At 72.1% G+C, this 20,046-nt stretch carries 15 protein-coding genes; 9 read left to right on the plus strand and 6 right to left on the minus strand.

The genetic code is table 11. The features are described 5' to 3' along the window. The first annotated feature begins 39 nt into the window (after positions 1-39). The 4 genes from GL325_RS08920 to GL325_RS08935 are packed head-to-tail and all read left to right on the plus strand — an operon-like array spanning position 40 to position 7,677. Positions 40-3,228: an ATP-dependent DNA helicase gene (locus tag GL325_RS08920; protein ID WP_187769288.1), complete on the plus strand. Its 3,189-nt coding sequence runs from the start codon at positions 40-42 to the stop codon at positions 3,226-3,228. Next, entirely contained in the window at positions 3,225-6,353 is a 3,129-nt protein-coding gene (locus GL325_RS08925) for an ATP-dependent DNA helicase (RefSeq protein WP_187769289.1), read from the plus strand. Before GL325_RS08920 ends, GL325_RS08925 begins: the two co-directional genes overlap by 4 nt. 3 nt (positions 6,354-6,356) lie before the next feature. Further along, positions 6,357-7,220, plus strand: coding sequence for an NAD(+) diphosphatase (gene nudC / locus GL325_RS08930; RefSeq protein ID WP_187411479.1), 864 nt, complete (start codon positions 6,357-6,359; stop codon positions 7,218-7,220). 46 nt (positions 7,221-7,266) lie between these two features. Next, positions 7,267-7,677, plus strand: a complete 411-nt coding sequence (locus GL325_RS08935; protein WP_187769290.1) for a VOC family protein — start codon at positions 7,267-7,269, stop codon at positions 7,675-7,677. A gap of 5 nt (positions 7,678-7,682) precedes the next feature. Here the strand turns inward: GL325_RS08935 and GL325_RS08940 are convergent, their stop codons facing one another. Then, positions 7,683-7,937 (minus strand): mycoredoxin, encoded by a 255-nt coding sequence (locus tag GL325_RS08940; RefSeq protein WP_187769291.1) that lies wholly within the window; start codon positions 7,935-7,937, stop codon positions 7,683-7,685. Between the two features lie 116 nt (positions 7,938-8,053). Between GL325_RS08940 and GL325_RS08945 the strand changes: the two genes are divergently transcribed. Continuing rightward, entirely contained in the window at positions 8,054-10,060 is a 2,007-nt protein-coding gene (locus GL325_RS08945; RefSeq protein ID WP_187769292.1) for an ATP-dependent helicase, read from the plus strand. A gap of 96 nt (positions 10,061-10,156) precedes the next feature. Here the strand turns inward: GL325_RS08945 and GL325_RS08950 are convergent, their stop codons facing one another. The 3 genes from GL325_RS08950 to GL325_RS08960 form a co-directional block, all read right to left on the minus strand. After that, positions 10,157-11,518 (minus strand): AarF/ABC1/UbiB kinase family protein, encoded by a 1,362-nt coding sequence (locus tag GL325_RS08950; protein WP_187769293.1) that lies wholly within the window; start codon positions 11,516-11,518, stop codon positions 10,157-10,159. Between the two features lie 36 nt (positions 11,519-11,554). Beyond that, positions 11,555-12,361 (minus strand): hypothetical protein, encoded by an 807-nt coding sequence (locus GL325_RS08955; protein WP_187769294.1) that lies wholly within the window; start codon positions 12,359-12,361, stop codon positions 11,555-11,557. A gap of 96 nt (positions 12,362-12,457) precedes the next feature. Beyond that, positions 12,458-12,616 carry a DUF5679 domain-containing protein gene (locus GL325_RS08960; RefSeq protein ID WP_146827129.1) on the minus strand — a complete coding sequence of 53 codons (159 nt, stop codon included), beginning with the start codon at positions 12,614-12,616 and terminating at the stop codon, positions 12,458-12,460. 409 nt (positions 12,617-13,025) lie between these two features. Here GL325_RS08960 and GL325_RS08965 point away from each other — a divergent pair, with 409 nt between their 5' ends. Continuing rightward, positions 13,026-13,532 (plus strand): M48 family metallopeptidase, encoded by a 507-nt coding sequence (locus GL325_RS08965; RefSeq protein ID WP_223111082.1) that lies wholly within the window; start codon positions 13,026-13,028, stop codon positions 13,530-13,532. On the opposite strand, the gene GL325_RS08970 is transcribed toward GL325_RS08965, so the two are convergent. Next, complete coding sequence (locus GL325_RS08970) at positions 13,456-14,028, minus strand: NUDIX hydrolase (protein WP_187769296.1); 573 nt, start codon at positions 14,026-14,028, stop codon at positions 13,456-13,458. The genes GL325_RS08965 and GL325_RS08970 overlap by 77 nt on opposite strands. Beyond that, positions 14,025-15,341, minus strand: a complete 1,317-nt coding sequence (locus GL325_RS08975; RefSeq protein WP_187769297.1) for a zinc-dependent metalloprotease — start codon at positions 15,339-15,341, stop codon at positions 14,025-14,027. Before GL325_RS08975 ends, GL325_RS08970 begins: the two co-directional genes overlap by 4 nt. A gap of 99 nt (positions 15,342-15,440) precedes the next feature. Between GL325_RS08975 and GL325_RS08980 the strand changes: the two genes are divergently transcribed. From GL325_RS08980 to GL325_RS08990, 3 genes are all read left to right on the plus strand, one after another. Beyond that, on the plus strand, positions 15,441-16,511 hold the full coding sequence (locus tag GL325_RS08980; protein ID WP_187769298.1) for a PDZ domain-containing protein: 1,071 nt from the start codon (positions 15,441-15,443) through the stop codon (positions 16,509-16,511). Next, positions 16,504-17,049 (plus strand): PPA1309 family protein, encoded by a 546-nt coding sequence (locus GL325_RS08985; RefSeq protein WP_222865775.1) that lies wholly within the window; start codon positions 16,504-16,506, stop codon positions 17,047-17,049. The genes GL325_RS08980 and GL325_RS08985 overlap by 8 nt, the downstream gene beginning before the upstream one ends. Positions 17,050-17,137: 88 nt before the next feature. Further along, complete coding sequence (locus GL325_RS08990; RefSeq protein ID WP_187769299.1) at positions 17,138-20,035, plus strand: UPF0182 family protein; 2,898 nt, start codon at positions 17,138-17,140, stop codon at positions 20,033-20,035. Positions 20,036-20,046: the final 11 nt, after the last annotated feature.

Consider the following 20,046-nt stretch of genomic DNA (forward strand, 5'->3'; position numbering starts at 1 on the left):
CCGCCCGAAGGTGTCGGTGCTGTCTGGTTCCATGGGCACGTGCCCGTCGATTTCGTCCTGAAGCGCCCTGAAGGCGTGCGCGCCGACGCGCCCCGGCTCGACGAGGCGCAGCAGTCGGTCGTCGACCACCGCGGGGGTCCTCTGCTCGTGCTGGCCGGCCCCGGCACGGGCAAGACCACGACCCTCGTCGAGGTCGTCGTCGACCGGATCGAGTCCGGCGAGCTGACCCCCGACCAGATCCTCGTGCTGACCTTCAGCCGCAAGGCCGCCGGAGAGCTGCGCGACCGGATCGGCCGCCGGCTGCCCGGCACCTCGGGCACCGTCGCCGCGATGACCTTCCACGCGTTCTGCTACGCCCTGGTCCGCGAGTTCAGCGACCCCGAGGCGTTCGCCGCCCCGCCCGAGTTGATGACCGCACCGGCCCGCGACGCGGTGGTGGCCGACCTGCTCGGCGGGCACGACGCGTCCACGTGGCCGCAGTCGTTGCGCGAGGCGCTGGGCACCCGCGGGCTGGCGGCCGAGCTGCAGTCCTTCATGTCGGCGGCGGTCACGCGCGGCCTCGATCCCGACGACCTGCGCGCTCTCGCGGCCACGCGCGAGCGCCCCGAGTGGGAGCGGGTCGCCGATGCGATCGAGGAGTACCACCAGGTCATCGACCTGCAGAACCGCACCGACTACACCGATCTGGTCACCCGGGCAGCCGCCATCGCGAGCGACCGCGACCACCAGCGGGTGCTGCGCGACCGGTTCCGGTTGGTCGTGGTCGACGAGTATCAGGACACCGATCCGCTGCAGGTCCGGCTGCTGCACGACCTCGCCGGCGACGGCCGCGACCTCGTGGTCGTCGGCGACCACGACCAGGCGATCTACGGCTTCCGCGGCGCCGATCCCGGTGCGATCACCCGCTTCCCCGGGCAGTTCGCCACCGCCGGGAGGCCGGCGCCCACGGTGGCCCTGACCACCACCCGGCGATTCGGTCCTCGCATCCTCGAGGCGGCTCGCGTGGCCCTGGGCCACCCGCCGATCCCGCCGGGTCTCGACGCCCGTGCGGCCGAGCGACACCGCAACCTGCAGTCGGTCGCTCCCGAGCCGGGCCGGGTCGAGGTGGCCACCTACGCGTCGGCCACCGCCGAGGCCGAGCACATCGCCGCGACCCTGCGCCGGGCCCACCTCGACGACGGGCTCGCGTGGTCCGACATGGCGGTCCTGGTGCGCACGGGGGCCGACCTGACCCGGCTCCAGCGTGTCCTGGCGCCGGCCGGCGTCCCGGTCGAGGTGGCGGGCGACGAGGTGCCGCTGGTGGCCGAGCCGGCCGTCCGCACCCTGTTGCTCGCGCTCGAGGCGGCCGATCGCATCGCCCGCGAGGAGACGCTCGACCCCGAGATGGCCGAGGCCCTGCTGACCGGTCCGCTGGCCGGCCTCGACGGGCCGGCGATGCGCCGGCTCGGTCGGGCGCTGCGCCGCCGCGACCCCGAGACCCCGTCCAGCGACCTCGTCGCGGCATCGCTGCACGACCCGGCCGCGCTCGGGCTGTCCACCAGCGACCGCTCCACCGCCGACGCGGTCGAGGCGGCGCGCAGCCTGGCGGCCCTGCTCGGCCGTGCCGCCGCGATCCTGCGTCGCGGCGAGCCGCCGGAGCAGGCGCTGTGGCTGCTGTGGGACGGCACGCGGTGGCCCACCCGGCTGCGCGAGCAGTGGGGCACGGTCGAGGGCCGGGCGCACGCCGACCGTGATCTCGACGCCGTCTGCGCCCTGTTCCGTCACGCGGCCCGGGCCGAGGAGGGCGGCCGGCGCCGCGACACCGTCAACTTCGTCGCCGAGCTGCGGGCCCAGCAGATCCCGGCCGACCAGCTCGAGTCCAGTGCCGCCCGGCCCGATGCCGTGCGCCTCATGACCGCCCACCGCTCCAAGGGCCTGGAGTGGCCGCTCGTGGTCGTGGCGGGGGTCCAGGCCCAGCGGTGGCCCGACCTGCGCAGTCGCGGCAGCCTGTTGCGCTCCGAGCACCTCGACGGGCCGGTCGGTCCGGGCGCGCGCGGCGAGCAGCTGCGCGAGGAGCGTCGGCTGTTCTACGTCGCCTGCACGCGCGCCACCGGGCGCCTCATGATCACGGCCGTGCAGACGCCCACCGACGACGGCGACCAGCCCTCGCGGTTCGTGGCCGAACTGCTGGCCGCGGGCTTCGGCGAACCCGAGGCCCTGCCGCTCGGCCGCCCGGTCCGCCCGGTGTCGCTGCGCGGTGTCGTGGCCGAGCTGCGCCGCATCGGCGAGCAGACCGACGATCCCGTCGTGCGCGACGAGACCGCGTCGATGCTGGCCGAGATCGTCCGCGCCGACCTGGCACTCACCCGTCCGGCCGACCCCGACCGGTGGTGGGGCCTGGCCGAGACCACGCGGTCGGACACGCCGTGGCGACCCGAGGACCAGCCGCTGGCCCTGTCGGGCTCCGCGGTCGAGGGGATCACCGCCTGCTCCCTGCGCTGGTTCCTGGGCCGCGAGGCCCACGGCGAGTCGGCCTCCACCTCCGCGCAGGGTTTCGGCTCGATCGTGCACGCCCTGGCTGCCGACGTCGTCCAGCGCGGCGTCGAGCCGGACGAGGTGGCGATGGCCGCCCGCCTCGACGAGGTCTGGCACCGCCTCGACCACCAGGCGGCCTGGCTGGGCGAGCGCGAGCGGCAGGCCGCCCACGAGACGTTGGTGCGCTTCGCTCGCTGGCACCGTGCCAATCCGCGCACGGTGCTCGCGGCCGAGCACGCGTTCACCGCCACGGTCGTCGTCGGCGGCGAGGAGGTCCTCCTGCGCGGGTCGATGGACCGCGTCGAGATCGACGCCGAGGGTCGTGTCCACGTGATCGACTTCAAGACCAGCCGCAACGCCCCGGCGCCCCGCAAGATCGCCGAGCACGCGCAGTTGGGCATCTACCAGGTGGCCGTCGAGCACGGCGCCGTCGAGTCGCTGGGGGTGGCGGACGCCCGGTCCGGCGGGGCCGAGCTCGTCCAGCTGCGTACGCCCGCCGGTGCGAAGGACCCTGACTCACCCAAGGTGCAGCCCCAGGCCGCGCCGGGCGAGTCCGGCGACCAGCCCTTCTTCGCCCTGGACCTGCTGACCGAGTCGGCCCGTGCGGTGCGTGACGAGCAGCTGGTCGCCCGCCCGAACGACCACTGCGGCTTCTGCGACTTCCAGCCGTTGTGTCCCGTCATCACCGGACCCACCATCGGAGGCCCGCAGTGACGCCGCTCGTGCGCGACACCGACCACCTCAAGACCATCCTGGGCATCCCGTTCAGCGCCGAGCAGCTGGGTGCGATCACGGCCGACCCCGCCCTGCCACAGGCGATCATCGCCGGCGCCGGGGCGGGCAAGACTGCGGTCATGGCGGCTCGGGTGGTCTGGCTCGTCGGCCACCTCGGGTACGCGCCCGACCGTCTGCTGGGCCTGACGTTCACCTCCAAGGCGGCTGCCGAGTTGGCCGGCCGCGTCCGCGACTCGTTGGACAAGGTGGGCGACTTCTCCGAGTTCGGCGAGCCGACCGTGTCGACGTACCACGCGTTCGCCGGCACGCTGATCGCCGAGCACGGCCTGCGGATGGGCATCGAGCCCGATCTGCGGGTGCTGGCCGACGCCACGCGATTCCAGATCGCCGCCCGGGTCGCCCGCGGTCACGACGGGCCGCTGCGGCACGTGTCGGCGTGGTTGCCCACGGTGATCGGCGACCTGCTCGACCTCGACGGACAGTTGTCCGAGCACCTCGTCACCACCGAGGAGCTGCGCCGGTTCGACCAGGCCACGGTCGAGCGGGCGCAGGCGGTCGAGAAGCCGCTCAAGTGGCACGACGAGATCGTCGCCGCATGCCTCAAGCGCGACGAGCTGGCCGACCTGGTCGACGAGTACCGCGCCGCCAAGGCCGACGCGGGCGTCATGGACTTCTCCGACCAGATGGCCTGGGGCGCCCAGCTGGCCACGCTGCCCGAGGTCCAGCAGGTGCTGCGCGAGCGGTACGACGTCGTGCTCCTCGACGAGTACCAGGACACCTCGGTCGCCCAGCGCGACCTACTGCAGTCGTTGTTCGCGGGGCGGCCGATCAGCGCCGTGGGTGATCCCGCCCAGGGGATCTACGGCTGGCGCGGTGCCGCCTCGGGCAACCTCACCGCCTTCCTCGACGACTTCCCCGGCGCCGACGGCGAGAAGGGGCGACTGTTCAGCCTCGACGTCACGCGCCGCTGCGCGCCCGAGATCATCGATCTGGCCGGCTACGTGGCGCGCGAGTACTACGGCTCTCCGGGCATCTCCGACATCGTCACGCCGCTGCGGGCCGCCCCCGAGAACCCGCAGGGCGAGGTGTCGGTCGCCCTGCACACCGGCGTCGCCGAGGAGATCGAGGCGCTCGTCGAGCTGGTCGTCGACGCGGTCGAGCGGGGGGTGCCGCGGCGCGAGATCGCCGTCCTGGTCCGCACGACCAACGAGAACCCCGAGATCGTGCGCGCGCTGCGGTCGCGCGGACTGCCGGTCGAGATCGTGGGTCTCACCGGTCTGCTCCAGCAGCCCGAGGTCGTCGACGTGCTGTCGGTCCTGGCGATCCTGGACGACGTCACCGCCAACCCGGCGCTGCTGCGCCTGCTGACCGGGGTGCGTTGGCGCATCGGCGAGCGCGACCTCGCCCTGCTGGGCCAGCGGGCCGCCGAACTGGGCCGGATGTGGCGCGACGGCGACCAGGTCGACTCCAGCGACCCCGACGCCGTGCTGCAGGCCGCCCTCGACGAGGCCACCACCGGCGTCGACCCCACCGAGATCGTCTCGCTCGCCGAGGCCGTCGAGGACCCGGGCGACCGGCCGTACTCCGAGGCGGCACGGCGCCGGTTCGCCGACCTCGCCTCGATGCTGCGGCGGCTGCGCCGTCACGCCCATGAGCCGCTGCTCGACCTCGCCCGCCGGGTCGTGACCGAGCTCGATCTCGACGTCGAGCTGCCGGTCGCGGGGGTGCCCACCGACAACCTCGCGCTGCTGATGGACGCCATCGGCGACTACGCCCAGCACGACCGCTACGCCTCGCTGCCGGGCCTGCTGGCCCACCTCGACGCCGAGCGCGAGTACAACGAGGGGATGGAGCTCAGCGCTCCGTCCGACGCCGACTCGATCAAGCTGCTGACGATCCACCGTGCGAAGGGCCTGGAGTTCGAGGAGGTCTTCGTGCCGTTCGTCTCCGGCACCGTCTTCCCGTCGGGTCGCGGGCGCTCGCGATGGCCCACCGTCGCGAAGGCGCTGCCGGCCCCGTTGCGCGGCGACGTCGACTTCGTGCCGCAGATCGCCGAGTTCACCAGCCCGGCCAAGAAGGCCTTCGAGGAGGACACCCGGCGCGATGCGCTGATGGAGGAGATCCGGCTGGCCTACGTGGCGTTCACTCGGGCCAAGCGCCGCCTGCACGTCAGCGGGCACCGCTGGGGCCGCACCCAGCTGCGCCCCCGCGCCGAGTCGGCCTTCCTCGTCGATGTCCGTGACTGGCTGGCCCACGGTGGCGTCGCGCCGATCACGTGGGCCGAGCCCCCTGCCGACGACGACCAGAACCCGCACCTGGTCGACCAGACCGTGCCGTGGCCCGTCGCTCTGACCTCCTTCGACCGGCGCCGCGCACTCGCCGACGCCGTCCGTCAGCACCTCTCCGGCGAGGAGGCGCTGCCGGTCGAGGCCGACCCGCGCCTGACCGAGCTGCGCACCGACCTCGACCTGCTGCTCGAGGAGGCCCGGGCCCGGGCCGAGCACCGGGTCGTGGTCGACCTGCCCGCCTCGCTCTCGGCCACCGACGTGTTGGCGCTGGCGCAGGACGAGGAGGCGTTCGTGGCCTCGCTGGCGCGGCCGATGCCGCGGCGACCCTCGGCGGCCGCCCGCTTCGGCACGCGGTTCCATGCCTGGATCGAGGCCCGGTACGGCCAACAGACGCTGCTGGACCCCGACGAGCTGCCCGGTCGCGGCGACGCCGAGGTGGCCGACGAGTCCGACCTCGACGCCTTGAAGGAGGCGTTCGAGTCCGGGCCGTTCGCCGGGCGTGAGCCGGTCGCGGTCGAGACTCCCTTCACGCTTCGCCTCGGCGGTCAGCAGATCATCGGCCGGATCGACGCGGTGTTCGCGGTCCGCCTCGAGGACGGCAGTGAGGGCTTCGAGGTCGTCGACTGGAAGACCAATCGGGTCGCCGACGCCGACGAGCTGCAGCTCGCGCTCTACCGCCTCGCGTGGGCGGAATTGCAGGGCATCGAGCCCGAACGTGTGGTCGGCACCTTCCACTACGTCCGGCTGGGGGAGTCGCACACGTTCGCCGACCTGCCCGACCGAGAGGCCCTCGAGACCCGTCTCGGGTTACGGTGAAGCGTGGATTTCGCGTTCGACCGGGCCCGGCACGACCGGGCGGGAAACCTGCGGAGACGCGATGAGCTGTGGAGGACACCGGACCTGCGCGTCCTGGTCCTCGGCGGCGAGCACGTCGCGACCGTCGACGGCCCTGCGCTGCGCTGGGTCACGATCGACGAGGCACCCGACGGCGAGTGGATCCTGCTCGGCGACCAGAACGGCCGGCGCCACGCCGCCGTGGCGGTCCCGCGGGTCCCGGCCGAGCTGGCCCCGGTCAGCATCCGCACGCTCGCACCGCTGCTCGACCCCGACGAGCTCTCGTTGGCGATCCACGCCGTGGGCCTGGCCCGGTGGCTGCAGGCGCACACGTACTGCTCGCGCTGCGGCGAGTACCTCTACACCGACCAGGCGGGCCACCTGCGGGTCTGCCCGTCGTGCGGCACCGAGCACTACCCGCGCACCGACCCCGCCGTCATCATGCTCGTCACCGACCTCGACGATCGCGTGCTCCTGGCGCGCAACCCCCGGTGGCCCGAGGGCCGCTTCTCGACCCTGGCCGGATTCGTCGAGCCGGGTGAGACCCTCGAGGACGCCGTGCGACGTGAGGTGGCCGAGGAGGTCGGACTGGTCGTCGACGAGGCCACCTACCTCGCCAGCCAGCCGTGGCCGTTCCCGCAGAGCCTGATGCTGGGCTTCAACGCCCGGGCCACCACGACCGACCTGGTGCTCGACCCCACCGAGATCGCCGAGGCGCGCTGGTTCACCCGCGCCGAGCTGCTCGAGGCGATCGAGGCCGAGCAGCTCGTGCTGCCGCCGCCGAAGGTCTCGATCTCGCGCTGGCTGATCGAGCAGTGGTACGGCGGCGACCTGCCCGGCGCCTGGTAGGCCGGGGACGGTTGCCACGGCCCACCGTTGCGAGGAGCATGCCGTCATGAGTGCGTTCCCGCAGCTGCGCCAGACGGTCATCGACGCCACGGACGTGCGACGCACTGCCGAGTTCTACCGCGAGCTCCTTGGGCTGCAGTACCGGCCCGGGGACGAGCCCGGCGCTGACCAGGACGACCCCGACTGGCTGGTCTTGCGCCATCCGGACGGCTCGGGAGCGCTCGCGTTCCAACAGGTCGATCGTCTCGACCAGACCACCTGGCCCGACCCGGACGTGCCGATGCAGCTGCACCTGGACTGCACCGTGCCGGACCTGACCGAGCTGCGGCGCCAGCGGGCCCGCGCCGAGGCCCTCGGCGCGTCGCTGCTGATGGACCAGTCAGACGACGCCGAGGAGCCGCTGTTCGTGATGGCCGACCCGGAGGGCCACCCGTTCTGCCTGTTCGTGGGCGCCTGAGGCGCTCAGAGTCCGAGCTGCGCCTTGACCTGGGCGACGGACGGGTTCGTCAGGGCCGTGCCGTCGGCGAAGACCAGGGTGGGCACGGTCTGGTTGCCGCCGTTGGCCTGCTCCACGATCTGGGCGGCCTCGGGCTGCTGCTCGATGTCGACCTCGTCGAACTCGATGCCCTCGCGCTTGAGCTGGGACTTCAGGCGGTGGCAGTACCCGCACCACGGGGTGCTGTACATCGTGAAGGTCCCGCTGGCTGACTCGGTCATGGACTGTCGCTCCCTCGCACTACGCTGTCGTGGGGCCCTCGATCGTGCGAATCGCCGATCGTGCCGCTCCCACCCTCAACCTCCAGCCTGCCACTCGCATTCCACGAACGGAGACCATGGGCCTGCCTGACCGCCTCGACGCCGATGACCTGCTGAGCGGACTCGACCCCGAACAACGCGAGGTCGCCACGACCCTGCGCGGGCCCGTGTGCGTCATCGCCGGTGCCGGAACGGGCAAGACCCGGGCCATCACGCACCGGATCGCCTACGGGACGGCCACGGGCGTCTACAAGCCCACCGAGGTGCTGGCGGTGACGTTCACGGTCAAGGCCGCCGGCGAGATGCGCGAGCGGCTGCGCACCCTGGGGGCGCACGGCGTCCAGGCCCGCACGTTCCACTCCGCGGCGCTGCGCCAGGCGCGGTACTTCTGGCCGCGGGTCTACGGCACCGAGTTCCCCCAGATCCTGGAGTCGAAGTTCGCGTTCGTGGCCGAGGCCGCGCGCCAAGTGGGAGTCCGCACCGACCAGGCCACGCTGCGCGACCTCGCGGCCGAGGTCGAGTGGGCCAAGGTCTCGAACGTGCGGCCCGACGACTACGGCGCCGTGGCGGTCCGCCGCCAGCGCACGGTCGGCGACATCGACCCGGGCGAGGTGGGCGCGATCCTGCGTTCCTACGAGCAGGTCAAGCGCGACCGCGGCCGGATCGACATGGAGGACATCCTGCTGATCACCGCCGCGATCCTGGCCGACGAGCCGGCGATCGCCGCCGAGGTGCGCCGCCAGTACAAGTGGTTCGTCGTCGATGAGTTCCAGGACGTCAACCCGCTGCAGTCCACACTGCTCGACCTGTGGCTGGGCGGTCGCGACGAGGTCTGCGTCGTCGGCGACCCGCGCCAGACGATCTACACGTTCGCCGGCGCCTCGGCCACGATCCTGGGCGACTTCGCCAAGCGCCGCTTCCCGGACGCGCCCCAGATCGAGCTGGTGCGCAACTACCGGTCCACGCCCCAGATCGTCGCGGCGGCCAACGAGGTCTTCGCCGGGCGCGGCCCGTCGGTCACCCTGGGCGTGCGCCTGCAGTCGCAGAACTCGCCCGGCCCCGCCGTGGACTACCGACCCTTCGCCGACGAGCCGGCCGAGGCCGACGCCATCGCCGACCGGATCGTGGCCCTGCACCGCCAAGGCGTGTCGTACCGCGAGATGGCGGTGCTCTACCGCATCAACGCCCAGTCCGAGGTCTACGAGGAGGCGCTGGGCCGGCTGCAGATCCCGTACTCGATGCGCGGCGGCACCGGCTTCTTCCAGCGTCCCGAGGTGCGCCAGGCCGTGACGCTGCTGCGTGGTTCGGCGCGCGCGGGCGAGGGGTCGGGGTCGCTGGCCGACGACGTGCGCGCCGTGCTGGCCGCGATGGACTTCTCCGACACGCCGCCCGAGGGACGCGGCGCGGTCCGCGACCGCTGGGAGTCCCTCCAGGCGATCCACACCATGGCGATCGACCTGGCGCAGGCCGAGCCGCAGGCGGACCTGGCCGCCCTCGTGGCCGACCTCGATCGCCGGGCCGAGCAGGCGCACGCGCCCTCGACCGACGGCGTGACGCTCTCGACGTTCCACGCGGCCAAGGGCCTGGAGTGGGACGCGGTCTTCGTCGCCGGCGCGCAGGAGGGCACGCTGCCCTACGTCGCCACGATGGACGACCCCGCAGCGGTCGAGGAGGAGCGCCGACTGTTCTACGTCGGCATCACGCGCGCCCGACGGCACCTCATGGTGTCGTGGTCCGCGGCGCGCAAGGCCGGGGGACAGGCGCGGCGCAAGCCCAGCCGGTTCCTCGACCGGCTCCTGCCCGAGCAGGTGCAGGTGTCCCGCGCCGCCAAGCGCAAGGTGCGCCTGCCCGAGCCCGACCTCGTCTACGACGAGGCCCTGTTCGAGCGCCTGCGCGCGTGGCGCAAGGAGATCTCCCAGGAGGAGTCCAAGCCGGCGTTCACCGTGTTCAACGACGCCACGCTCAAGGCGATCGCGGCGCTGCGACCCAGCAGCGCCGAGCAGCTGCTCCAGGTCTCGGGCGTCGGTCAGTCCAAGCTCGAGAAGTACGGCGACGGCGTCCTCGCGATCATCGCCGACTCCTGAGCCCTGCCCCAGCCCCGAGATTTGCTCTGAAACTCACCTTTGAGAGCTCCTCAAAGGTGGAAATGGGAGCAAATCTCGGGAGGCGCGGGGAGTGGGTCAGGCGGGGTCGAAGCCCGGCAGGGAGTCGGCGACGATCGCGCGGAAGTGCGCCGTCGAGCCGAGCTGGCACAGCACCCCGATGCCGCCGGCCCAGACGCGGTGGATCAACAGGTAGCCGGGCGGGACGTTGAGCTTGAGCGCGGTGCCCATGCCCTCCTGGCCGGTGCTGGCCAGGCGCTGGGTCTGGCGGCGCAGCCAGTCGCGGTCGAACGTGAACGTCTCGGTCACGATCGGCTCGACGAGCGGGCCCAGATAGCCCTCCAACACGTCCGGCTCGATCTTCTGACCGTCGCGCAGGAAACCCTCCTGGCGCAGGCCGTCCGCCACCGTCGCGTAGTCGCCGTCGGCGGCCGCACGCAGCAGCGGTCCCATGGGCGCGGGCAGTCCATCGGGCAACCGGGCGACGGCGCCGTAGTCGACGACACCCAGCCGGCCGTCGGGCAGGACGCGGAAGTTCCCCGGGTGCGGATCGGCATGCAGCAGCCCGGCCCGGATGGGGCCCTCGAACAGGAACCGCACGTAGGTCTCGCCGTACAGGTCCCGTTCCTCCTGGGTGCCGTTGGCGATCACGTCGGCCAGCGACCGGTCGCCGGGCAGCCAGGCGGTCACCAGCGCCCGCTCGGTGTGGGCGAGCGGCCGTGGCACGACGATCATCGGATCGTCCTCGAACGCATCGGCGAAGGTGGACTGGGCGTCGGCCTCGAGGCCGTAGTCGAGCTCTTCGGCGACCCGCTCCTGCAACTCGCGCACGAGGGCCTTCACGTCGAGGTTGGGCATCATCGTGCCCAGCATCCGGGCCAGCCGGCCGATCTGGCGCAGGTCGGACGTGAGCGCCTCGGCGGCGCCGGGGTACTGGATCTTGACGGCCACCTCGACGGGCTCGTCGTCGGGCTCGGGCAGGAACCAGCTGTGGTGGACCTGGCCGATCGAGGCGGCGGCCGCGGGAGTCGGCTCGAAGTCGGGGAAGCGCTCGGCCCAGTCGGCGCCGAACTCGCGCTCCATGACGCGCGCGACGGTCCCCGGCCCCATGGGCGGAGCGGCGTCCTGCAGCTTGGTGAGCGCCTCACGGTAGGGGCCGATGACCTCCTCGGGCAGTGCGGCCTCGAAGACGCTCAGGGCCTGGCCGAACTTCATCGCGCCGCCCTTGAGCTGGCCCAGCACGCTGAAGATCTGGTCGGCCGTCCGACGCTGGACGTCGTTCATCACCGCCGACGCCGGAGCTCCGACCAGACGACGGCCGATGCCCCACGTCGTGCGGGCCGCGAACCCGGCCGGCAGTCCGGCGAGGCGGGCGCCACGGCGCAGGGCGCTGCCGGTGAGGGGCTTCTCCTGCGGGTCGTCCACATCGTCGTCGGCCACGTCGTCAGGATAGTGGCGGCCGCCGCATCCGCCCGGTCATGCGGCCAGCAGGCGGCACACGCACGCTGCGGCGAACGGGACGGCGCGCACCTCGACCTCGGACGGGTCCGTTCCGACCGAGAGGACGTGACCGACGGCCGGGGGTCGCTGCCCGTGACGCAGGCAGTCGACCTGGCGCATCACCTCGGCAGCCGCGCGATGGAGCAGCCACAGCGGCAGGGCCTGGGGCAGCAGCCGGACCCGCTCGAACTGCGGCAGCAGGGCGGCCCACGCGGGATCGGCGGCGATCAGATGGGCGTCGAGGCAGCCCAGGCACGGAGTGTCCCCCGGCGCGACCAGCGGGCCGATGCGCACCCGCCGCTCGTCGAGCACCACCGGGAGGTGGACGACCCCCGCGGTCACCAGATCCTCGAACGCCGACCGCGCGGGTTCGCCCCCGCTGACCAGGATCTCCAGATCCGGGTCGGCACCGGGCGGACCGAACCCGTCGAGCAGGAGACCGGCGAACGCGGACGTCGATCGGTCGTGGCGCACGGCGACCGTGGGGGAGAGCAGCGCCGGCTCCGGCGCGATGACCGCGCCCGAGGCGATCAACCGGTCGAGCGTCGCGCCCAGGTCGTCGGTGAACTCCGGGACGCTCCGCGCGACGACGGCACGGAGCCGTTCGAGGCTGAGCGACCCGTCGAGCAGCCGCAGCAGCCGGGCCATGCCGGGCCGGTCGCGGATGAGCACGCCGGGGCTGGTGCCGACCTGCAGGGTGCGGGCGTCGCGGCGCAGCAGGAGCGCCCCCGGCAGGAGTCGGGGTCCGCACGAGCCGGCGCGGTCGAAGGAGGAGGGCGGCATCGGTCCATCGTGACCGAGCCCAGATGCGGTCGGGCCGGTGATCCACAGCCCGCCGGGGGGCGATGGGGGCGGACGAACCGCCCCCATCGCCAAGTCTCAGGCCTTGCCGAGAATGCGGTTGAGCTTCGTCCCGCACTCGGGGCAGACGCCCTTGGCCATGCGGGTGCCCTTCTCGCTGACCTGGACTTCACCGCTCGTCTCGCGCTTGTCCTTGCACTTCACGCAGTAGAACTCGCCCGTCCATGTCTCCGCCATAACGGCCTCCTTGCCGATGCCGCGCCGCCGATTGTGGCGCAGGTCACGCTCAGCCTAGGCGCAAAACGGCTCCGAGCAAGGCTGAAGCCCCACCCGGCGCGCCTTCCCCTTGCGCGTCGGAGCAGGGCTTCAACACGGCTCAAGGTAGGCCTGATCCGGGCCGAGGTCAATGCTTTCCGGACAGGTCTGTCCACTGCCTGTGGACAACCTTGGGGACAACGTTGTGGGCCACGCCGGGGAAGGTGTGGGGACAGCTGTGGACAGCCCGGTGAATCGCGGCCTCCGGAGCCTGCTGACACCGCGTTGACCTGCACGGATGTGCCACGGCCCTGTGGATGAACGACGGGCAGTGACGGTCGTGCCGGCGCTCGGCCACGCCGCTGCCCGACGGGCGATCTACCGTGGTGCCATGGCCGAGATCGAGGTGCGTCGCAGCGCACGCAGGACCCGCACCGTCTCGGCCCGACGCGAGGGTGGCCGCACGATCGTCATGATCCCGGCGTCGATGAACGAACGCGAGGAGCGCCGGGCGGTCGCCGAGATGGTCGCCCGTCTCGACGCGCGCGACCAGCGTCGCTCGGTGGCGCGCTCCGACACGGCGCTCGAGGAGCGGGCCGCGCGCCTGGCCGCCCTGTACGTCCCCGAGGCGCCGGCGCCCGCGTCGGTGCGGTGGGTCACCAACCAGAACACCCGCTGGGGCTCGTGCACCCCGGTCGATCGCACCATCCGGCTCTCGCACCGCCTGCACGACATGCCCGATCACGTCGTCGACGCGGTCCTCGTGCACGAGCTGGCGCACCTGGTCGTCTCGGGCCACGGGCGTGACTTCGAGGCGATCGTCAGGCGCTTCCACCGGATGGACGAGGCGATGGGCTTCCTCGAAGGCGTGACCTGGCAGCAGCGACGAGACTCCTGACGGACGCGTCCGTAGGCTCGGGCAGGTGGTCCACGCGGAACCAGCGCACGTCGTCGGACTCCTCGGAGCACTGCGGCTCGGCGCCCTCAGGGGCGACGGCCACGAACTGCACGTCGAGGTGGTGGCCGCCCTCGTGGCACCGCACCGGGTGGCGCGAGAGCAGCAGGGGATCGGGATCGATGGTCAGCCCGGCGATCCCCGTCTCCTCCGTCGCCTCACGCAGGGCCGCTGCCGCGAGGGAGGGATCGGCCGACTCGCAGTGGCCGCCGGTCTGCAGCCACCGACCGAACTTCGGATGCAGGACCAACGCCACGGCGCTGTGGTCGGCCGAGATCACCAGGGCGCTGGCGGTCACGTGATCGGGCGCGCAGGCGCGTGCCCCCGGCTCGTCGTGCGCGGTGGCGTACGACGAGAACAGCTCACGCAGTGCCTGCTGCTCGGCGTCGGGCGGCGTCCAGGCCGCCAGCACGTGACGGATGTCGTCGGTCAGACTCACCGGGCGTCGTCGGTGCCGGGCTCATCGCCCGACTCGCCGTCACGGGGCTCGTCCGAGGACAGCAGCTGCTGCAGAGCGGCGTCGAAGTCGGCGTCGCTCAACGCGCCGGTCTGCTTGTCGCAGAAGCCGAGCGGGTCGTCGAGGTCAGCGGACGTCGGCAACAGGTCCGGGTGACTCCACACGGTGTCGCGCGCCTCGGCGCCGCGTCGATCGCGCAGCGCGGACCAGAGGTTGGCGGCATCGCGCAGGCGACGGGGGCGCAGCTCCAGGCCGACCAGCGTCGCGAACGTCTCCTCGGCCGGACCGCCGGAGGCGCGGCGGCGCCGGAACGCCTCGGCCAGCGCGCCGGCCGCGGGCATGACGTCGGCGGTGGCCTGGGCGACGACCTCGTCGACCCAGCCCTCGACGAGCGCCAGCAGCAGCTCGAGGCGCTCCTTGGCGCGCTCCTGCTCCGGCGTGGGCCGCGGGTCGAAGAGACCGCCCGAGAGCGCCTCCTGCATCGCCTGGGGGTTGCTGGGGTCGACCGATCGCATCTGCTCCTCGATCGCGGCCACGTCGATGCGGATGCCACGGGCGAAGTCCTCGATGGCGCCCAGGACTGCGGCGCGCAGCCACGTCGCGCGGGCGTAGAGGCGGTGGTGGGCGCTCTCGCGCAGCATCACGTAGAGCAGGACGTCGGCCTGCGTGGCCTCGAGGCCCTCGGCGAGCGCCGTGATGTTGTGCGGCAGCAGCGCCGCGGTGTGCTCGGGGCCGAGCGGGAGTCCGACCTCGGTCGAGGAGAGCACCTCGGTGGCCAGGGCGCCGATCGCCGAGCCGACCTGCTGTCCGAACATGGCGCCGCCGGCCTGGTTGAGCATCCCGACCAGGGGACCGGCCATGGCCTTGGCCTCGGGCGGGATCGCGTCCTCCATCGAGGCGACGACGTGCTGGGCCACGGGCTCGACCATGACCCGCCACGTGTCCATCGTGTGCTCGACCCACTCCGCGCGGCTCCAGGCCGCGGCCGAGGTCGCGCCCGCGGGCAGGTCGGTGACGCGGTCGAGCCACATCTCGGCCAGGCGCTGGGCGTCGGCGACGGCTCCGGTCTGACCGGTGTGCGGGCTGGGGTCCTCCCCGGCGGCCGCGACGGCGTGGCGGGCCACGTCGGCGGCGAGTCGGTAGTTCACGGTGCCCTCGTGCGGCTCGAACATCCGCTGCATCTGGGACATCATCTGGCCGAGGTCGAACTGACCCCCGCCCATCTGTCCGAACAGGCCCTCCAGGGGCGTGCCCTTGAAGGGGTTCTGCGGGTCCTCGCGAGGTTCCTCGGCCATGGACTCAGCCTAGGCGCTCGCGCCTGACGACATGTCCCGTGGCTCCCGCCCGCGGCATCGGCCCGGGCGACGGTTTCCACACGGCCTTAGGGTGACGGTGTGTCATCCCCGATGCGCCTCAGCCGGCGCACGCTCACCCTCTCCGTCGGTCTCGCGCTCCTGACGGTGCTGACCTGTCTCGTGGCGTTCCTCCCGGTTCCGTACGTGACCATGCGCCCCGGGCCGGTGTTCAACACCCTCGGCGACCTGGACGGCAGGCCCATGCTCACGTTCGGCAAGGGCGTCCGTACCTACCCGACGGACGGCCGCCTGGACTTCACGACGGTGTCGGTGACGCGAGCGGAGTCCCGGATGTCGCTGAGCGGCGCGATCGAGGGCTGGCTCGACCCGGACGTGGCGGTCGTCCCCCACGACTTCGTCTATCCCGACCGTCAGACGAACGAGGAGTCCCGGGCCGAGGGAGCCGCCGAGCTGGCCAGCTCGCAGGACGCCTCCCGCGCCGCGGCGCTGAAGGCCGCCGGCCTCACCGTCGTCGAGTTGCCCAAGGTCGCCCAGGTCGTCGAGGGGGGCCCCGCCGAGGGCAAGCTGCAGGCCGGCGACCTCATCTTGACCGTCGACGGCCGCAAGGTCGCCGACCAGGAGGCGGTGGGGAAGGCGATCAGCGCTCGCAAGCCCGGCGCCGAGGTCACGATCGGCTACCGCCGTGACGGCAAGGACGGCACCGCGACCATCACCACGACCGAGATGCCCGACGACCCCAAGAAGGCTCGGGTCGGCATCTCCGTCGGCACCGGGTTCGAGTTCCCGATCGAGATCGAGAACCACATCGGCGACCGCGTGGGCGGCCCGAGCGCCGGCGCGATGTTCGCCCTGGCGATCTACGACGAGTTGACCCCCGGGGCACTCACCGGCGGGCAGAACGTCGCGGGAACCGGCACGATCGATCCGGACGGCAAAGTCGGGGCGATCGGCGGGGTCCGCCAGAAGATGGCCGGCGCCGCGAAGGCGGGTGCCGACATCTTCCTGGTGCCCGCGCAGAACTGTCAGGAGGCCACGGCCGGTGGTGACTTCGACATGACGCTGGTCAAGGTCGAGAAGTTGCAGGACGCGATCGACGCGGTGAGCGCGCTCGCGAAGAACCCGAAGGCGAAGGTGTCGAGCTGTGAATGAACCCCGGTTGACCGTCAGCGGCGAGGGCATGGGCGAGGACTCGCCCGTGCGTCAGGCCGCCCTCGAGGTCGAGTCCCACGTGGACGGCGGTGGGTGGGACCAGCCGCCGCGCCTGTTCGCCCTGGTGCTGACCGCCGACCTGCTGGCCGCCCAGCCCGAGCTGGCCGACGATCTCGGCGACCCCGAGTCGTACACGCCGATCGAGCAGGAGCTCCCGCCCGGCCGCGAGGTCGAGGAGCTGTTGCCCGAGATCGGCTGGCCCGCCGAGGTGGGCGGGTGCGCCGTCGTCATGGAGCGGCTCACCCTGCCGGCCGACGCCCAGGACCAGGTTCCCGACGACCCGGCCGCAGCGATCGAGTTCGCCGCCGCGCACCCGGACCGTCAGGAGATGCGGATCGTCGCGGCGGTCCTGCGCGACGGCTCGGCCCACGTCGCGGTGCGCCCCCGGGATCCGGCCGACGCCCCGCTCATCGAGGGCCCCGGCGTTGTCCCGGGACTGGTCGAGATGCTGGCCGAGACGCTCGTCGAGGACGCCTGAGCCGTCGAGGCGATCACGCGCGCGACCCGGGTTCGTCCGCACCACGTAGGCTGGCGCCAGACCCACACTGCCGTGAGCCAGGAGAACCGTGAGCGACATCTTCGGATCGACACCCCCTCGACGCGACCCCGAATCGCGTTCTGATCGTGGACGTCGTGTCCTGATCCCGACGATCGTCACCCTGGCGGTGCTGCTCGTCGCCGGGTCGCTGTTCGTCAGTCTGTGGACCGAGCGCCTCTGGTACCGCTCGGTGGACTTCCAGGGCGTCTTCACGACCGTTCTGCTCACCCGCTCCGCCCTGTTCGTGGCGTTCGCGGTGTTCGGCGCCCTCGTGATCGGCGTGAACGTCTGGCTCGCGCACCGCAACCGCCCCAACCCGCTGGGGCTGCGCCGTGACGACCCGGCCGCCCGGTACCGCATGGCCATCACGCCGATCGCCCGCTGGGCGCTGCTCGCGGTCGCGCTCTTCGTGGGCCTGTTCTCGGGCATCATCGGCAGCAGCCGCTGGGAGACCTTCCAGCTCTGGCTCAACGGCGAGTCGTTCGGTCGCAAGGACCCGCACTTCGGCAAGGACGTGGGCTTCTACGTCTTCGACATGCCGTGGCTGCAGTTCATCGTGTCCTACCTGTTCGCGCTGCTGCTCATCACGGCCATCGCGGTGGCGTTCGTCCACTACGTGTTCGGTGGGATCCGCCTGGCGAACAAGGGCCCGAAGTTCAGCCGTGCCGCCCAGATCCAGGTGGCCGTGCTGATCGGCCTGGCGATGCTCGTGCGCGCGGCCAACTACTGGCTCGACCGCTACGCGATGGCCTACGACAACTCGGGCCTGTTCGACGGCATCACGTACACCGCGGCCAACGCCGAGATCCCGGCCAAGAACATCCTCATGGTCGTCGCGATCCTGTGCGCCCTGATGTTCTTCTCGACGATCTTCCTGGGCTCGTGGACGCTGCCCGCGCTGGGCCTGGGCCTGTGGTTCCTGACCTCGCTGCTGATCGGCGCCGCCTGGCCCGCGATCATGCAGCAGTTCCAGGTCAACCCCTCCGAGCCGGACCGCGAGGGCCCGTACCTGGAGGAGAACATCAAGGGCACCCGCGAGGCCTTCGGGGTCGCGGACGTCGGGACCAACGACTACTCCGCCAAGACCGAGCTGACCCCCAAGGAGCTGAGCGCCTCGGCCGAGTCGCGCGTCAGCACCCGTCTGCTCGACCCGACGCTGATCTCGCCGGCGTTCCAGCAGCTGCAGCAGGTGCGCGGCTACTACACGGTCCCCAAGACGCTCGACGTCGACCGCTACGCCCTGGGCGACAACCCGCAGCCGCAGGACGTCATCATCGCGGCGCGCGAGGTCGACCTCGAGGGCCTGCAGGCCACGCAGCGCACCTGGTCGAACGACCACACGGTCTACACGCACGGCTACGGCGTGATCGCCGCGTACGGCAACAAGCGCGGCTCGCAGGGCGAGCCGGTGTGGGTCGCCAAGGACATCCCGCCCACCGGCGACCTGAAGTTCGACGGCCCGCCGCGGATCTACTTCGGCGAGAGCTCGCCCTCGTACTCGATCGTGGGTCGCCCGGACGACGCGGCACCGATCGAGGTCGACACGCCGCGTGGCGGCGCCTCCGACGACGAGGAGGCCGGTGACTCCACGGCCAACACGTACGACGGCAAGGGCGGCGTCGAGATGGGCTCGCTGTTCCGTCAGGTGCTGTACGCGTTCAAGTTCGCCGAGCCGAAGATCGTGCTGTCGGACCGCGTCAACGAGAACTCCAAGATCCTCTACGACCGTCACCCCCGCGAGCGCGTCCGCAAGGTCGCCCCGTGGCTGACGCTCGACGGCGACACCTACCCGGCCGTCGTCGACGGCAAGGTCGTGTGGATCGTCGACGGCTACACGACCAGCAACACCTACCCGTACTCGGAGTCGCGCTCGCTGGCCACGGCGACCAGTGACACGCTGACCGAGGGCGCCAGCCAGATCGCGCTGCCGACCGACCAGGTCAACTACATGCGCAACTCGGTCAAGGCCGTGGTCGACGCGTACGACGGCACCGTCACGCTCTACGAGTGGGACACCGAGGACCCGATCCTGAAGACGTGGTCCAAGGTCTTCCCCGACGCGGTCGAGCCGAAGTCCAAGATCACGCCCGCGCTGCTGCAGCACCTGCGCTACCCGGTCGACATGTTCAAGGTTCAGCGCGACGTGCTCAGCCGCTACCACGTGACGAACGCCCAGACGTTCTACGAGGACGGCGAGCGCTGGAAGATCCCCGAGGACCCGTCCGCGGCCGGCAGCACCAAACAGCCGCCGTACTACCTGTCGACGAGCGGGCCCGGCGACGCGTCGCCGAAGTTCAGCCTGACCTCGGTGTACCTGCCGAACAACCGCCAGAACCTGGCCGCGTTCATGAGCGTGAACTCCGAGGCGTCCGACGTCGAGAACTACGGCAAGCTCGAGATCCTCGAGTTGCCCAGTGACACGCGCGTCGGTGGTCCCAACCAGATCGCGGCGCAGTTCGAGTCCGACGCGGGCGTTCGCGCGGCGCTGCTGCAGTACGAGCAGTCGCAGAACACGCGGATCCTCCGAGGCAACCTGCTGACGCTGCCGGTCAGCGGCGCGATGCTCTACGTCCAGCCGATCTACATCCAGCGTGTCGGCGAGGGCTCCTACCCGGTGCTCCAGCTGATCACCGCGACGTTCGGTGACGGCGTGGGTGTCGGTCAGACCCTCGACGAGGCGCTGCGCGTGGCACTGGGCCTGGAGGAGGGCACCACGCCCGAGGCCGAGCCCGCGCCGGAGGGCGGTGGCGAGGCCGGCGGTGCCCCGGCACCGGCCAAGACGGCCGAGCAGTACCTCTCGGACGCGTCGCGCTTCTACGACCAGGCCCAGGCCGCGCTCGAGGACGGCGACCTGGCCACGTACCAGGCGCGCATCGACGACATGGCCGAGGCGCTGGCCGCGGCGCAGCGCGAGCTGGAGAAGTAGGACCCGGTCCC

It is taken from the genome of Aeromicrobium sp. 636, assembly GCF_024433585.1.
GTDB lineage: Bacteria > Actinomycetota > Actinomycetes > Propionibacteriales > Nocardioidaceae > Aeromicrobium > Aeromicrobium senzhongii.

Excerpts from the sequence above, each read along its gene's own strand:
- GL325_RS08935 (WP_187769290.1), top strand. The coding sequence starts at position 7,267 with ATGAGTGCGTTCCCGCAGCTGCGCCAGACGGTCATCGACGCCACGGAC.
- GL325_RS08940 (WP_187769291.1), bottom strand. The coding sequence starts at position 7,937 with ATGACCGAGTCAGCCAGCGGGACCTTCACGATGTACAGCACCCCGTGG.
- GL325_RS08945 (WP_187769292.1), top strand. The coding sequence starts at position 8,054 with ATGGGCCTGCCTGACCGCCTCGACGCCGATGACCTGCTGAGCGGACTC.
- GL325_RS08955 (WP_187769294.1), bottom strand. The coding sequence starts at position 12,361 with ATGCCGCCCTCCTCCTTCGACCGCGCCGGCTCGTGCGGACCCCGACTC.
- GL325_RS08960 (WP_146827129.1), bottom strand. The coding sequence starts at position 12,616 with ATGGCGGAGACATGGACGGGCGAGTTCTACTGCGTGAAGTGCAAGGAC.
- GL325_RS08965 (WP_223111082.1), top strand. The coding sequence starts at position 13,026 with ATGGCCGAGATCGAGGTGCGTCGCAGCGCACGCAGGACCCGCACCGTC.
- GL325_RS08975 (WP_187769297.1), bottom strand. The coding sequence starts at position 15,341 with ATGGCCGAGGAACCTCGCGAGGACCCGCAGAACCCCTTCAAGGGCACG.